This is a genomic window from Pseudomonas sp. AF32 (assembly GCF_022342325.2).
Lineage (GTDB): Bacteria > Pseudomonadota > Gammaproteobacteria > Pseudomonadales > Pseudomonadaceae > Aquipseudomonas > Aquipseudomonas uvaldensis.
Map to the genome: position 1 here is coordinate 156,195 of NZ_RQJK02000010.1, position 14,111 is coordinate 170,305.

The 14,111-nt window shown below is 61.0% G+C and carries 11 protein-coding genes; 3 read left to right on the plus strand and 8 right to left on the minus strand.

Annotation, left to right across the window (positions count from 1 at the left end; translation table 11 throughout):
• Positions 1-33: 33 nt before the first annotated feature.
• Complete coding sequence (locus tag EGM97_RS11890; protein WP_238964612.1) at positions 34-864, minus strand: p-hydroxycinnamoyl CoA hydratase/lyase; 831 nt, start codon at positions 862-864, stop codon at positions 34-36.
• Positions 865-1,077: 213 nt separating this feature from the next.
• On the opposite strand from EGM97_RS11890, the gene EGM97_RS11895 reads away from it, so the two are divergent.
• Positions 1,078-1,566 carry a MarR family winged helix-turn-helix transcriptional regulator gene (locus EGM97_RS11895; protein WP_238964611.1) on the plus strand — a complete coding sequence of 163 codons (489 nt, stop codon included), beginning with the start codon at positions 1,078-1,080 and terminating at the stop codon, positions 1,564-1,566.
• A gap of 59 nt (positions 1,567-1,625) precedes the next feature.
• Here the strand turns inward: EGM97_RS11895 and EGM97_RS11900 are convergent, their stop codons facing one another.
• Positions 1,626-2,933, minus strand: a complete 1,308-nt coding sequence (locus tag EGM97_RS11900; RefSeq protein WP_238964609.1) for an OprD family porin — start codon at positions 2,931-2,933, stop codon at positions 1,626-1,628.
• Positions 2,934-3,242: 309 nt separating this feature from the next.
• Here EGM97_RS11900 and mhpT point away from each other — a divergent pair, with 309 nt between their 5' ends.
• Entirely contained in the window at positions 3,243-4,454 is a 1,212-nt protein-coding gene (gene mhpT / locus EGM97_RS11905) for a 3-(3-hydroxy-phenyl)propionate transporter MhpT (RefSeq protein WP_238964608.1), read from the plus strand.
• 22 nt (positions 4,455-4,476) lie between these two features.
• Here mhpT and EGM97_RS11910 read toward each other — a convergent pair whose 3' ends face one another.
• Together EGM97_RS11910 and EGM97_RS11915 are read right to left on the minus strand one after the other, a co-directional pair.
• A complete protein-coding gene (locus EGM97_RS11910; protein WP_238964607.1) occupies positions 4,477-5,106 on the minus strand; it encodes a hypothetical protein in 630 nt (209 codons plus the stop codon).
• An 11-nt stretch (positions 5,107-5,117) separates the two neighbouring features.
• Positions 5,118-6,344, minus strand: a complete 1,227-nt coding sequence (locus tag EGM97_RS11915; RefSeq protein WP_238964605.1) for an RtcB family protein — start codon at positions 6,342-6,344, stop codon at positions 5,118-5,120.
• A 254-nt stretch (positions 6,345-6,598) separates the two neighbouring features.
• Here EGM97_RS11915 and EGM97_RS11920 point away from each other — a divergent pair, with 254 nt between their 5' ends.
• Positions 6,599-7,450, plus strand: coding sequence for a CAP domain-containing protein (locus EGM97_RS11920; RefSeq protein WP_238964597.1), 852 nt, complete (start codon positions 6,599-6,601; stop codon positions 7,448-7,450).
• Positions 7,451-7,603: 153 nt separating this feature from the next.
• Here EGM97_RS11920 and mqo read toward each other — a convergent pair whose 3' ends face one another.
• From mqo to macA, 4 genes are all read right to left on the minus strand, one after another.
• Positions 7,604-9,247: a malate dehydrogenase (quinone) gene (gene mqo, locus EGM97_RS11925; RefSeq protein ID WP_238964595.1), complete on the minus strand. Its 1,644-nt coding sequence runs from the start codon at positions 9,245-9,247 to the stop codon at positions 7,604-7,606.
• A gap of 389 nt (positions 9,248-9,636) precedes the next feature.
• Complete coding sequence (locus EGM97_RS11930) at positions 9,637-10,854, minus strand: acetyltransferase domain-containing protein (protein WP_238964593.1); 1,218 nt, start codon at positions 10,852-10,854, stop codon at positions 9,637-9,639.
• 141 nt (positions 10,855-10,995) lie between these two features.
• The gene (locus EGM97_RS11935) at positions 10,996-12,957 is read right to left on the minus strand and encodes a MacB family efflux pump subunit (RefSeq protein ID WP_238964591.1); all 1,962 of its coding nucleotides are present in this window, start codon (positions 12,955-12,957) and stop codon (positions 10,996-10,998) included.
• Between the two features lie 2 nt (positions 12,958-12,959).
• A complete protein-coding gene (gene macA, locus EGM97_RS11940; RefSeq protein ID WP_238964590.1) occupies positions 12,960-14,111 on the minus strand; it encodes a macrolide transporter subunit MacA in 1,152 nt (383 codons plus the stop codon).

Genomic DNA, 14,111 nt, shown 5'->3' on the forward strand with positions numbered 1-14,111 from the left:
GGCCCTCGACGGACAGTCGCCAGCCCTCGCCGTTCAGCGCTTATAGGCTTGCAGCCCCGGCTTGATGCTCTTGTCGTCCAGGAATTGCTTCATGCCCTGCTCACGACCGCCCTCCTTGTCCAGCAGGCGCGACTGGTCGAGCTTGGCGTACAGGTAGTCTTCGTTCTGCTCCCAGGTCAGCTCGCGGCAGCGCTTGAACCCGTGCTTGGCAGCCCGCAGCACCACCGGGTTCTTCTCCAGCAGGTTGCGCGCCAGCGCCACGGTGACTTCGCGCAGTTGCGCCAGGGGCACGCTCTCATTGACCAGGCCCATCTCGGCCGCCTTTGGCCCGTCGAACGTCTTGCCGGTCATGATGTAGTACAGCGACTGACGGTGACCGACGGTATCGGCCATGGCCTTGCTGACGAGGTTGCCGGGCGGGATGCCCCAGTTGATTTCCGAAAGGCCGAACGTGGCTTCGTCGGCGCAGATCGCCAGGTCGCACGCCACCAGCGGACTGAAGCCGCCACCAAAGCACCAGCCATTGACCATGGCAATGGTGGGCTTGGCATACATGCGCAGCAGTCGCCATTGCCATTGCGAGGCGTCGCGGCGGATCTTTTCCTGGAGGATTTCCGGCCCGGCATCCACCTCGCGGAAGTACTCCTTGAGGTCCATGCCTGCGGTCCAGGAATCCCCCGCGCCAGTGAGCACGAGCACGCCGGCGGCTGGGTCCTGTTCGAGGGTTTCGAGCACGTCGACCATTTCACGGTTGAGGGTCGGGCTCATGGCGTTGCGTTTTTCCGGACGATTGAGGGTAACCCAGGCAATGCCCTCCTCAATGTCCACCTTGACGGTTGTCCAGCGACCTTCGTAATTGCTCATGACGCATGCTCTCTTGTTCTGGGCTGAAGATGAGCAGAAGCTAAACCGCAAAACTAGTTATGTCAATTAACTATTAATCGATTTATCTGAATCAGGACGTCCGACTCGCTGTACGCCGGATAGACGAATATTCAATCGACCGTAGCCAGCGCCTCACAACCCCGGCAAACTGGATAGCCTTGTTAATCACTCACCTTGAGGATGCTTTTTTCAATGGCCAAGTCTGCAAAACTTGCCGAAGCCGCCGAGGCCGTGGCTGATGTCGCCGGCGCGCAGGCGCCACTGGACTCCGCACTGGACGACCTGATCGGTTACGCCTTGCGCCGCGCTCAGTTGAAATTGTTCCAGAACCTGATCGGCCGGCTCGCCGTCCACGACCTGCGGCCCGCCCAGTTCTCCGCCCTGGCGATCATCGACCAGAATCCCGGCCTGATGCAGGCCGACCTGGCCAAGGCCCTGGCAATCGAACCGCCACAGGTGGTACCACTGTTGAACAAACTGGAAAGTCGGGCACTGGCCGTACGGGTGCGCTGCAAGCCGGACAAGCGCTCTTACGGGATATTCCTGAGCAAGACCGGCGAAACCCTGCTCAAGGAACTCAAGCAGATCGCCTCCCAGAGTGATCTGGAGTCCACGGCCGCCCTTTCGGGCGCGGAGCGGGAGCAACTGCTGCGTTTGCTGAAGAAGGTCTATCAGTCATAGACGCCCCGATACACACGTTGGCGAGGGTATGAACCACCTCGCCACCGTCGCGTCGGGCCCTACCAGATCGGCACGCTGTAGGTCACCAGGAATCGGGTCTGGTTCTCGTCACGAAACGCCGCAGCCGCCGGAAAGTCGTTGCGGTAGATCGACTTGCGCGCCAGCAGCCCGACGTTTTTCAGCGGGCCACTCTGGATCACATACCCCAGCTCCATCTGGAACTCCCGCTCCTTGCGATCCTCGGCCTCGAAGGCCGCCAGCTCGATGTGATCGCCACGCACATAACGCAATCGAGTCCTCAGGCCCGGCACGCCCACCGCGGCGAAGTCGTAGTCATGAATCGCCTGCCAGGTACGCTCTCGTGCGTTGAGAAAATCCGAGCTCATGGTCATTTCACTCAAGCCCATCAGCTCGGTGCCGGACACATAAGGCGTGGCGGTATCGCCACTGGCATGCATGTAGCCCAGGCTGACGCGATGTCCGCCCCAGCGGTAGCCGAACAACGCCGAGACGTTGCGGTTGTCCACCTTTCCAGCCTTGGCGGCACCGTCTTCAGCGCTGAAAAAGCTGCGCAGATCAGTGGTCAGCACCCCGTTTCCAAGCGGCAGGTCATGCAACAGCGCCAGAGTGTCCTGCCGGTACAGGTCCGCCACTTCGGCATGATAGGCCCGCAGGCTGAGCGCCTTATCGACCTGGTAATCACCGCCGGCATAAACCAGGTGGGACGAAGTGGCCGCACCGTTGAAACGCCGATTGGGGGACGCAATGCTCATCGGTTGATAGTCGGTGGAATCGCGCCGGTTGATGCGGTCGATGTAGCCGGTATTGAGCGTCAATCCGTCGAAATCCTTTGAACTGAGCGTCGTGCCGCGGAAGGTCTGCGGTAGCAGCCGTGAGGGACTGGCGAACGCAAACGGCAGGAAGATCGATACGTCGCCTGTTTTCACGGTGGTCTGGCCGACGCGCAGCTTGCCCGTCAGGGCCAGGCGCGAATACTCATCCGGAGCGCGCCTGTCGCGGCTGGACACCGGCAGCAGTTCGGTGCCGCTGCGATCGGGCGAAGAGTCGAGCTTGATCCCCATCAAACCGCGGGCATCCAGGCCGAAACCGACAGTGCCCGCCGTATAACCCGACTCCACGTTCATGATCACACCCTGGGCCCACTCCCGGGCGGCGGTCTTGGCGCCATCATCCTTGTAGTCGCGATCCATGTAGTAATTGCGCAGCGTCAGGGTGCCATGGCTGTCGTCGAGAAAACCTTGAGCCGAGGCCGTGACCGAATACAGGCTCAGCCCGAGGCTGGCCAGCAATGGAGCGAGGTGCGTGACAGGGGCCGATGCACGAGCGCCCCGGGAAAGATTGGCCATGTTCGAAGTCCGTTATTGTTGTTTTTTTGATCGAAACCCTACTGGCGAGCAGGGATACCGGACGCAAGAATGGAAATCCATCGCGGTGGCCGTCAACCAGAAATGACCGATAATCGAACATTAATATAATTAACTTATTTTTCCGCCTTATTGGTTTCCAAAATCAAGCCACTGATTTTCCTGAATAAATTGCCATCGATAAAGCATCGACAAATATCAATCGTTTTTTAGTTATCTTTGTTAATCTAAATTCCGCTGCAAGCCGGTTCGATAACCGGCGCCCCGACAAAAACAATAAGAGGACTTGTCATGAACCATTCGGCGCGTCGTGCAACGCTGACCATTGCCTTGTGTTTTATCGTTGCGTTGATCGAGGGTTTCGACCTGCAATCGGCCGGCACCGCTGCCGCCGGTCTGCGACAGACGTTTGCCCTGGACCCGAAGATGATGGGCTGGGTATTCAGTGCCGGCATCATCGGTTTGCTGCCGGGTGCTTTCTTCGGCGGCTGGATCGCCGATCGCATCGGTCGCAAGAAAATCCTGATCAGTGCTGTATTGCTGTTCGGGGTCTTTTCCCTCGGCACCGCTCACGTAGAAGACGTCTCCAGCCTGCTACTGGTGCGCTTCATGACCGGCCTGGGCCTTGGCGCCGCCCTGCCCAACCTCATTGCCTTGTGCGCCGAGGCCGTGGGCGAACAACGACGTGGCACGGCGATCAGCGTGATGTACGCGGGGGTTCCGCTAGGGGGAGCGTTGGCGGCGGTGGTCGCCATGCTGTCGGGCGAACACTGGCAGATGACGTTTTTCATCGGTGGCCTGGCGCCGTTGCTGGCGGTGCCGTTGATGCTGTTGTGGCTGCCGGAGTCCAGCGCTTTTCGCCAGGCGCGAGCGACTGAGTCACAAGCCCGTGGCTCTACTGGCCAGGCACTGTTCGGCGGGGGTCGCAGCCGGACCACCCTTGCCCTCTGGATGAGTTACTTCTTCACCCTGACGGTGATGTACATGCTGCTCAACTGGCTGCCAACGTTGCTGGTGGAACAAGGCTTCAGCAAGCCCCAGGCTGGCCTGGTACAAATGCTGTTCAATATCGGCGGAGCCCTCGGTTCGCTGATCGGCGGCTTGTTGCTGGACCGTTGCAATGGCATCAAGGTGGTGCTGTTCGTCTACGCCGGTTTGTTGAGTGCCCTGGCGGGAGTGGGCTTTTCGGTCGGCATCGTGCCGATGAGCATGGCCGGTTTCGCTGCCGGACTGTTCGTCATGGCCGCGCAGCTGGTGCTTTATGCCTTGGCGCCCCCCTCCTATCCCACTGCCGTACGGGCGACTGGCGTCGGTGCGGCGGTTGCCATTGGACGCCTGGGTTCGGTGGCCGGTCCCTTGGCCGCCGGGCAGATCCTGGCGGCCGGGGCAGGCACGACGGGTGTGCTGCTGGCGACGTCGCCAGGATTGGTGGTCGCCGCCCTGGCGGCCATCAGCGTGATGACTCGCGCCGTGCCGGCAGGTGAGGTGCATGCGGTGCGCTGACGCATGCCAGGCCGTTGTTAATTCAATCCGTGGTGCTGGCCGCCAGCACGCTCAACAGGCGGCGGCGGGGATTCCAGATACTGAGGCACCACACGCCCCACCACTCCAGCCCATCCTCGAAGTAATTGCTCCAGGGATCGCGCGCCGGATCGGGTTCGTCGCTGGCCAGCCAGTCGACGTTGAAGTTATCGACCCAGGTCAGCACCTCGACACCGACTTCGAGCCCGAGCAGATCGAGCCAGTCCTTGAACAGTGCTTGTGGGCTGTCATCGACGAAACGGGTGCCGTAAGGCGGCTCGCAATAGGCCTGGTACAGGGCGAAAGGTGGTGGATTGCGTTCATCCTTGTCCACGTGCAGGAGTTGGGCGACTTCTTGCGAATCCAGAGGCCTGGGCATGGCCTTGTCCAGATCCCAGCTCATATCGGGAGGCGCGGCGCCGGCAAAGCGGGGATCGCGCACCAACTCGCGATGCCGCTCCAGCCACAGGTTCCTGATGGACTGGAACAACTGATCCACGGCCCGGCGATGAAGCGCCGGGGAGATCGCCTCGCCGGCCTCGGGGGCGAGCACGAGGAAATCGAAGGCGCAACCGGCCTTTTCCATGCGCTGGCGCAAGGCAGCGCTGGCGTGTCTTTCAATCACATTCAACATGACGGGCTCCGCTAACCTTTGACACAGACCACCTGGCGCAACGTGTGCAGCACCTCGACCAGCTCACGCTGGGCATGCATGACCTGGTCGATATCCTTGTAGGCCATGGGTATCTCGTCGATCACGGCCTCATCCTTGCGGCATTCCACATGAGCGGTGGCGCGAACCTGATCTTCGACGGTGAAGCGTTTTTTCGCCTGGGTACGACTCATGACCCGCCCTGCGCCATGGCTGCAGGAGCAGAACGACTCCTCGTTGCCCAGGCCCCGGACGATAAAACTCTTGGCGCCCATCGAGCCGGGAATGATCCCCAGCTCACCTTTGTGCGCCGACACCGCGCCCTTGCGGGTCACCAGGACGTCACGCCCGAAATGCCGTTCCTTCTGCACATAATTGTGGTGGCAGTTGACGGCTTCCAGCGCCACGTCGAACGGCTTGCGGATGACCTGGCGGGTGGCGTGTATCACCGCATCCATCATCAGTGCGCGATTCTGACGAGCGAAATCCTGGGCCCACCCCACCGCCTGGACATAATCGTCGAAATGCCGGCTTCCCTCTTCGAAATACGCCAGGTCACGGTCCGGCAGATTGGCAAGGTGCTGGCGCATATCGGCCTGGGCCAATTGAATGAACAGGTTGCCAATGGCATTACCCACGCCGCGCGAGCCGCTGTGCAACATGAACCAGACCCGGTTGGCCTCATCCAGGCAGACCTCGATGAAATGGTTACCGGAACCCAGGGTGCCAAGGTGCTGACGATGATTGGTCTTGGCCAGCTTCGGGTACTTGTCGGTGATCGCCTTGAACCGCTCGGCCAGCGCAGCCCAGGCCCTGTCGGTCTGCTGTGGAACGCTGTTCCATGCACCTTTGTCCCGCCCACCCTGGCTGACGGTACGCCCGTGGGGCACGGCTTTTTCAATGGCACTGCGTAAACCGTGGAGGTTGTCCGGAAGATCGGCAGCCGTAAGCGAGGTTCTGGCGGCGATCATGCCGCAGCCGATGTCCACCCCGACGGCAGCGGGGATGATTGCCCCCACGGTGGGGATCACACTGCCAATGGTCGAGCCTTTCCCCAGATGCACATCGGGCATCACCGCCAAATGCTTGAAGATGAACGGCATCTTCGCTGTGTTCATGAGTTGCTGGCGGGCCTCGGCTTCCACCGGCACCCCTTGGGTCCAGAGCTTGACGGGCTTGCCGTTGGCGACTTCCAGCAGTTCGTAGGTGCTCTTTTGCATGATTCGGATTCTGTCGTTGGCCTTCCACGAGTTTGACACGGGTCATGAAGGCAGATTCAGGGCGATTGTCGTCCAGATGAAATTGCAGCCACGGTAACGGACTTATTCGGCGCAAAATTGATCCCATGATTTGAGGAGTATCCCGAGCGGTGCCAGGCGGCGTCACTCCAGGGATTTCAATAGAGCGTGAAACCGTTGCCCCAAGGGGGCAAAAATTGCGCATCATAGGCGCCGTCCGCTCAAGGGAGATTTACATGCGTGCCATTTCATCCGCCATGCGTCTGGTCGTGCTATCGCTCGGCCTGGCATTCGCCGTCGGGGCCACCGCCACCGAAGAGACGCAACTGGTCGAATCCATCAATCTCTACCGCAGCCAGTCCCAGAGCTGCGCCGGCCAGGCCTCGCTGGAACTGCCACCCCTGGCCATGGATTCGCGGCTGATCCTGTCGGCCAACGGCATCGGCGATCTGCAGCAAGCGCTGGCCCGGGCAGCCTATCCGATGGTCAATGTGCAGGCCATCAGCCTGTCAGGCCCGCGGGATGCCCAGGCGGCGATGAAAGCCGTGCAGGAGAGTTTCTGTCAGGTCGTGCTCGACCCGCAGTTCGTCGACATCGGGGTCAGCCGCATGGACCGCGAGTGGCGCATTGTGCTGGCGCGCCCGCTGCTGTCGGCGCGCCTGGGTGACTGGCAGGCCGAAGGCCAGAAACTGCTGAAGCTGATCAACAGTGCCCGCGCACAGCCGCGCCGCTGCGGCACCGAAGCCTTCTCGGCCACCACACCGCTGTCGTGGAACGCCACCCTGGCCCTCGCTGGAGTGACCCACGCCCGCGCCATGGCCAACAATAACTTCTTCGACCACAAGGACCGGGACGGCCGCATGCCCGGGGACCGCGCCGAACTGGCCGGCTATCTCGGCCAACAGATCGGGGAGAACATCGCCGCCGGCCAGGACACCGCCCTCAAGGTGGTGGACGGCTGGCTGGCGAGCCCTGGGCATTGCGCCAATCTGATGAATCCGCAATACCGGGAATTGGGCGCCGGTTATGCCATGGACCCGAAAAGCGATGCGGGGATTTACTGGACGGCGATGTTTGGTACCCAATAGCTGAATCTTGAAGCCGTCGCAAAATAACTGTGGGAGCGAGCCTGCTCGCGATTGCGGCGGTACATTCAACATCAAGGTCCTGACCCACCGTCTCCAAATAAAAAACGCCGCTCAATGAGCGGCGTTCTTATACCTTACCAGACAGCGTCCGGTTTACAGCGCCATATCGGCCGCCGGGTTGCTTTCGCGGGCAGCGGCGGGCTTCGCCGGTGCCGTGGTGGTGCCTGGCTTGCCGATGGCCGGCGGCGGGTCCAGTTGCAGGACTTCGCTGGTGTAAGCCCATTCCTGAGCCACACGCTCGGGGCTGTCGTTGAGCTTGGTGCCGTAGCTCGGCACGATCTGACGCAGTTTTTCCTGCCAGGCCGGGGTGGCGACCTTGTCCTTGAAGACTTTCTCAAGCACGGTCAGCATGATCGGCGCGGCAGTCGAGGCGCCTGGCGAGGCACCCAGCAAGCCGGCGATGCTGCCGTCCTGGGAAGCGACCACTTCGGTGCCGAGTTTCAGGACGCCGCCCTTCTCTTCGTCACGCTTGATGATCTGCACGCGCTGGCCGGCTTGCCACAGGCGCCAGTCTTCCTGCTTGGCCTCGGGGAAGTACTCCTTCAGGGCGTTGAAGCGGTCTTCGTCCGACAGCATCAGTTGACCGGCCAGGTACTCGACCAGCGGGTACTGTTCAATACCGACCTTGGTCATCGGCCACACGTTGTGGGTGGTGGTGCTGGTCAGCAGGTCGAAGTACGAGCCGTTCTTGAGGAACTTGGTGGAGAACGTCGCGAATGGCCCAAACAGGATGACACGCTTGCCGTCGAGCACGCGGGTATCGAGGTGCGGAACCGACATCGGCGGCGCGCCAACCGAAGCCTTGCCATAGGCCTTGGCCAGGTGCAGCTGGGCGACGGTCGGGTTTTCGGTCACCAGGAACGAACCGCCCACCGGGAAGCCTGCGTATTCACGGGCTTCCGGAATGTCGGACTTCTGCAGCAGGTGCAGAGCACCGCCGCCAGCGCCGATGAAGACGAACTTGGCGTCGGTCTCGGTTTCGGTGCCGTCCTTCAGGTTCTTGTACGAAACGCGCCAGGTGCCGTCTTCGTTGCGGGTGATCTCTTCCACTTCGCTGGACAGTTTCAGCGAGAAGTTCGGCTTGGTTTGCAGATAAGCAGCGAACTGACGGGTGATTTCACCGAAGTTCACGTCGGTACCCAGGGGACTCCAGGTGGCGGCCACCTTCTGGCTCGGGTCACGCCCTTGCATCATCAGTGGAACCCACTTGCTGATCTGCGCAGGGTCTTCGGAGTACTGCATGCCGGCGAACAGCGGGCTGGCCTGGAGAGCTTCATAGCGTTTTTTCAGGAAGGCGATGTTCTCGTCGCCCCACAGGAAGCTCATGTGCGGTGTGGAATTGATAAACGAGCGCGGGTTCTTCAGCACACCCTGCTTGACCTGCCAGGACCAGAACTGACGGGAGATCTGGAAGGCTTCGTTGATTTCGATGGCCTTGGAGATGTCGACCTTGCCGTTCTTGTCTTCCGGCGTGTAGTTCAGCTCGGCCAGGGCGGAGTGACCCGTACCGGCGTTGTTCCAGCCGTTGGAGCTTTCTTCCGCAACACCGTCCAGGCGCTCGACCATTTCCATGGTCCAGCCCGGCTCCAGCTCATTGAACCAAACGCCGAGTGTCGAGCTCATGATGCCCGCACCAATGAGCAGGACATCCACTTTTTTTGGCTCGGCGGCGTGCGTGGTCGCAAGACCCATCGCCATCGCCAGGCCCAGCAGCGCCGTGTGTGTTTTCTTCAACATGTGTGTATCCCTAGGATGGAACGCCATTCCGCCCCCCGGTCCTGTTCAAGGATAGACCACGCCCATGGCCGGCAACGCCAGCGTGTCTGGTTCGAATGGACTGGAGGATGGACCTACAGGGCCGCGTAACAGCGGCCTCGGTTTTATGTCTCTCCGGCACTGACTTCTTGTAGGTCTTGGCTTCAGCTGGGTGAGGGACACTGCAAAACGGTCTTGATCGGGTCTGGCCTGGCCGTGCCCGATTGTCGCAGCGGGGGGGAGTTTACATAATGAAACAAGCAGACCGAAGCCTCTTTTTCATATTCCTGACAAAAGCACTGGGTAAATTGGGGCAATTTGATGGCCCCGATGGGCTCCCCTCGACGAGGGAGCCACGGGAATCTTGTCACTCAGAAGTATTTCAGGACCGTGATATCGCGACGACGTTGTTTGAGCGCTGCGAACCAGCGCGTCGGGAAAAACAGCACGACACCCAACAGCACGCTCCACAGCCATACCATCGGCAGATGGTCGAAGCCGTAGTAGGCACCCTGGTTGGTACCCCAGATCGCAACCGCTATCAAGTACAGCGCCTTGAGCACGTAAAGGTGCAGCAGATAGAAAAACATCGGCGCGCCACCATAGATCGCCAACAGCGCAATGACGCCCCGTTGCCGGGCTTTCTCGAATAGCGCCAGCAGAATCAGGCCCACGCCCAGGGTCGGCAGCAGAAACATCAGCGAGGGCGGATACTTTGTCGCGCTCAAGAAGCTCATGACGGTGCGCAGCGCATCGCCGGTCTGGACCCAGGGCTTGTCGCCATAGACGTTCAGGTAGCGGATGCAGACGAAGGCCAGCAATAGCCCGAGGCCAACCTGTAGCAGGCGACGCAAACGCACGGCCGGCGCCGCCTCTTTGCCGAACCATGGCCCGATGGCCCAGCCCAGCAGGATCACACCGATCCACGGCAATACCGGATACGTGGTACGCGCCCGGGTGAACTCGGTGATGTCGATGAATGCGCGCTGGTGAAGAATCGACCAGGGCACGAAGAACGGTGAATCAGGCCCCAGCACCACGCCATCGAGGAGGTTGTGGCCGGCGACAATGGCCACGCCGAGGACGATCAACCAACTGCGCTTGAGGTGCAGCAAGGCGGCCAGGACGATCATGCAGATGCCAATGCACCAGATCACCTGCAACCACAGTGTCTTGGGCGGGAATTCGGCGTTCCAGGCGAAACACACGAAGGTGACTTCCAGGAACACCAGGAACAGGCCACGTTTGAGCAGAAACAGCGAAGTCTCGCCGGCCGTGTGCTTCTGGCTGTAGAGCCAGGCCGACAAACCGGTCAGAAAAATGAACACGGGTGCGCAAAGTGTGCTGAGCAAACGGGTGAAATACAGGTCCGGCGTCACGCTCAGCGCATCGATGGGGTCCGTGACCTGACGGTGCAGCAAGAAGGTCTCGCGGACGTGATCCACCAGCATCAGCAGCATGACGAAACCGCGCAGGGCGTCGATGGCGAGCATGCGGGCATTGGTCGTTACAGCGGAGGTTGCAGCGGGGGTTGCAAGCGCAGGCGCACGGACGCCGGACGGGCTCGTCACGCTTGAAGGTAGGCTCATGGCAGTACTCGGGGCGAAGGTCGTTGGTCCGCGCAAGGCAGGAATGAGAATTCCTGCCAAACGAAAGCGGATAACATAACACAAAAACATCTCTTGCGAGCAGACTCGCCCCTGCACTTGCCTGCGTCACCCGCGTCCTTGTCAATCCCGCGCCAGGGCATTGATCGGGTCAAGGCGCGCCGCATTGCGCGCAGGCACGAAGCCGAACACGATGCCGATCACCGTCGAACAGACAACCGCAGTGATGATCGACCCCATCGAAAACACCATTTGCCATTCCTGGACGAAAATCGAAAACACATAGCCGATGCCGAACGACAAGGCGATGCCGATCGTCCCTCCCAAGAGGCACACCATCACCGCCTCCACCAGGAACTGCTGGCGTATATCGGACTGACGGGCCCCGACGGCCATGCGGATGCCGATCTCACGGGTGCGCTCTGTCACCGAGACCAGCATGATGTTCATCACCCCGATACCGCCCACCACCAGCGAAATGACGGCGATCAACGAGAGCAGCAGCGCCAGGGACTGGCTGGTCTTCTGCACCGTCTGCAACACACTGTCGAGGTTATAGGTGAAGAAGTCCTTGATCCCATGGCGCTGTTCAAGGAGCTTGACGACGTTATCCTCCACGGCCTTGCTCGGCTGCCCGTCCTTGATCCGTACGGTAATGCTGTCCAGGAAGCGCTGGCCCAGCAATCGACCGGCCGCGGTTTCATAGGGCATCCAGACATTCAAGTTCTTGTTCGTATTGAACACACTCTTGCGATCTTCGGTCACACCGATGACCGTGCAAGGCAGGTTGTCGACGAGGATCACCTTGCCCAGCGGATCCGTGTTCGGACCAAACAGCCGCTGGCGGGTGTTATGGTCGATCACCACCACTTGCGACTGGCGCCGGGCATCGTCTTCGCTGAACTTTACCCCCGAGCCGATCTTGATTCCACGCACCTGGAAATAGCTAGAACTCACGCCATTGACGGTGGCATTGACGTCGATGTTTTCATAGCGCAACAACAGGTTGCGCCCCAGGTTCGGGGTGGCACTGTCGATGTAGTACTGGTCGCTCAGGGCCGTGACATCGGACAACACCAGAGTTTCGATGGCGGTCGAGCGACTGTCCCCCCAGTCGGCCCCAGGCATGATCTCGATCGTATTGCTGCCGATCGCTTCGATGTCCTTCAGGACATACTGCTTGACCCCTTCACCAATGGCCACGATCGAGACCACCGAAGTGATACCGATGATGATCCCCAGCATGGTCAACAAGGTGCGCATCCGATGAGACACCAGCGCCACCCACGCCATGTTGAACGCCTCGCTGAACAGCCCGAAGCTGGCGAGCAGGCGGTTCGTCGGCTTGACCCTGGCCGGACGTGCCTGCGGTTGCGCCAGTTCTTCCAGTGGACGCTGGGGGTTGGGTCGGTCGCTGACGATCTCGCCGTCGCGGATTTCGATGATGCGCCGGGCATGGGCGGCAACCTTGTCGTCGTGGGTCACGATGATGACCGTGTGCCCCGCCGCATTGAGCTCCAACAGGATTTTCATCACCTCCCGACCGCTGGCGGTGTCCAGTGCACCGGTGGGTTCGTCGGCCAGGATGATCTCGCCGCCATTCATCAGGGCCCGGGCGATACTCACCCGCTGCTGCTGCCCGCCGGAGAGCTGGCTCGGTCGATTGGCCAGATGGCCCTCCAGTCCCAGGCGACCGAGCAGCTCCCCGGCCCGGCTGTGGCGTTGCGACTCGGCGGCGCCCGCGTAGATGGCCGGCATCTCGACGTTGTGCAAGGCGCTGAGGTGAGGCAGCAGGTGGTAACGCTGGAAGATGAACCCGAAGTGATCGCGGCGCAGGACCGCCAGCTCATGGTCATCCATCGAACCGGTCTCGCGTCCATCCACCTTGTAACTGCCGGAACTCGGGTGGTCGAGGCAGCCAAGTACATTCATCAGAGTGGATTTACCGGAACCGGACGCTCCGGTGATCGCTACGATTTCTCCGGCGTTGATCGTCAGGTTGATGTCCTTGAGCGCGATGAACGCCTTTTCGCCCGCTTGAAAGCTGCGGGTGATCCCCTTGAGTTCCAACAGTGGTCGCGTCATGGTCAGGCCCCCGCCACGGCTGGGGTCGGCTCGCCAATGACGACTTTGTCGCCCTCGGCCAGGCCGTCCTTGATTTCGGCCCGGACGTTATTATTGATGCCGGTTCGCACGTTGCGGGGCTGCGCCTTGCCTTCGGCGTCCAGCACCCGGACCACGTAGCTGCCGTCCTGGTTCTTCGCGCCCAGGGCCGCGACCGGAACCGTCAGCACCGCCTTGGCCTTGTCCAGGACGATACGGACCTGGGCGGTCATCGAGATGCGCAAGCGATGGTCAGGGTTCGGTACGTCGAACAGGCTGTTGTAGAACACCGCAGTGTTCTGCTTGGGCGTGCCGGCGGTCTGGGTTTCGAGGAAGTTCTGCGGCGCCGGCTCGGTGCCTCGCAGGGTGGCGTAGTAGCGTTTCTCCGCTTCACCGAGGATGGTGAAGTACACCTCCTGCCCGGGCACGATATGGATCACATCGGCTTCGGAGACCTGTGCCTTGACCGTCATGGTGTCCAGGTCGGCCAGCTTGAGCAGCACCGGCGCCAGTTGCTCGGCAATCACGGTCTGGCCTTCCTGGGTCACGATGCCTACGACATAACCATCGATGGGCGCCACGATGTGGGTATAGGCCAGGTTGACCCGTGCCGTTTCCACCTGGATCCGGGCGTCCTTTATCTGGGCATCGAGAGACAACAGGTTGGCGGCTTCCACCCGGTAGTTGGACTCGGCGGTTTCGTACTCCTGCTTGGAAATCGCGTCGTCCGGTTGCAGCACCTTATAGCGCTCGTAAGTGGCTTTGGCGTCCTTGAGCTGGGCCGCGGTGGCTTGCCGGCGCGCCATCAGGTTCTCTTCATTGACCTGTGCCTGGCGAAGCGCATTCTGCGCAATCAGCGGGTCGATTTCCGCCAGCCACTGGCCTTTCTTGACCTTGTCGCCCAATTTGACCTTGAGTGACTTCAACTGGCCCGACACCTGGGCACCGACATCCACCTGCTTGACGCCCTGCAGCGTCCCGGTGGCCAGGACCGCGTTCTCGATGTCGGTGCGCTCGACCGTGGCAGTCAGATACTCCGGCGGTTTTCCCGGTGACTGGGCGCTGTAGAAAACCAGACCGGTCACCACGACCAGGACAAGCACGATAGCGATTTTGCGAAACTTCGACTTTTCCAT

What these genes read in the sequence shown, in the direction of transcription:
- EGM97_RS11890 (WP_238964612.1), bottom strand. Translation starts at nt 864, where the DNA reads ATGAGCAATTACGAAGGTCGCTGGACAACCGTCAAGGTGGACATTGAG.
- EGM97_RS11895 (WP_238964611.1), top strand. Translation starts at nt 1,078, where the DNA reads ATGGCCAAGTCTGCAAAACTTGCCGAAGCCGCCGAGGCCGTGGCTGAT.
- EGM97_RS11900 (WP_238964609.1), bottom strand. Translation starts at nt 2,933, where the DNA reads ATGGCCAATCTTTCCCGGGGCGCTCGTGCATCGGCCCCTGTCACGCAC.
- mhpT (WP_238964608.1), top strand. Translation starts at nt 3,243, where the DNA reads ATGAACCATTCGGCGCGTCGTGCAACGCTGACCATTGCCTTGTGTTTT.
- EGM97_RS11910 (WP_238964607.1), bottom strand. Translation starts at nt 5,106, where the DNA reads ATGTTGAATGTGATTGAAAGACACGCCAGCGCTGCCTTGCGCCAGCGC.
- EGM97_RS11915 (WP_238964605.1), bottom strand. Translation starts at nt 6,344, where the DNA reads ATGCAAAAGAGCACCTACGAACTGCTGGAAGTCGCCAACGGCAAGCCC.
- EGM97_RS11920 (WP_238964597.1), top strand. Translation starts at nt 6,599, where the DNA reads ATGCGTGCCATTTCATCCGCCATGCGTCTGGTCGTGCTATCGCTCGGC.
- mqo (WP_238964595.1), bottom strand. Translation starts at nt 9,247, where the DNA reads ATGTTGAAGAAAACACACACGGCGCTGCTGGGCCTGGCGATGGCGATG.
- EGM97_RS11930 (WP_238964593.1), bottom strand. Translation starts at nt 10,854, where the DNA reads ATGAGCCTACCTTCAAGCGTGACGAGCCCGTCCGGCGTCCGTGCGCCT.
- EGM97_RS11935 (WP_238964591.1), bottom strand. Translation starts at nt 12,957, where the DNA reads ATGACGCGACCACTGTTGGAACTCAAGGGGATCACCCGCAGCTTTCAA.
- macA (WP_238964590.1), bottom strand. Translation starts at nt 14,111, where the DNA reads ATGGAAAAGTCGAAGTTTCGCAAAATCGCTATCGTGCTTGTCCTGGTC.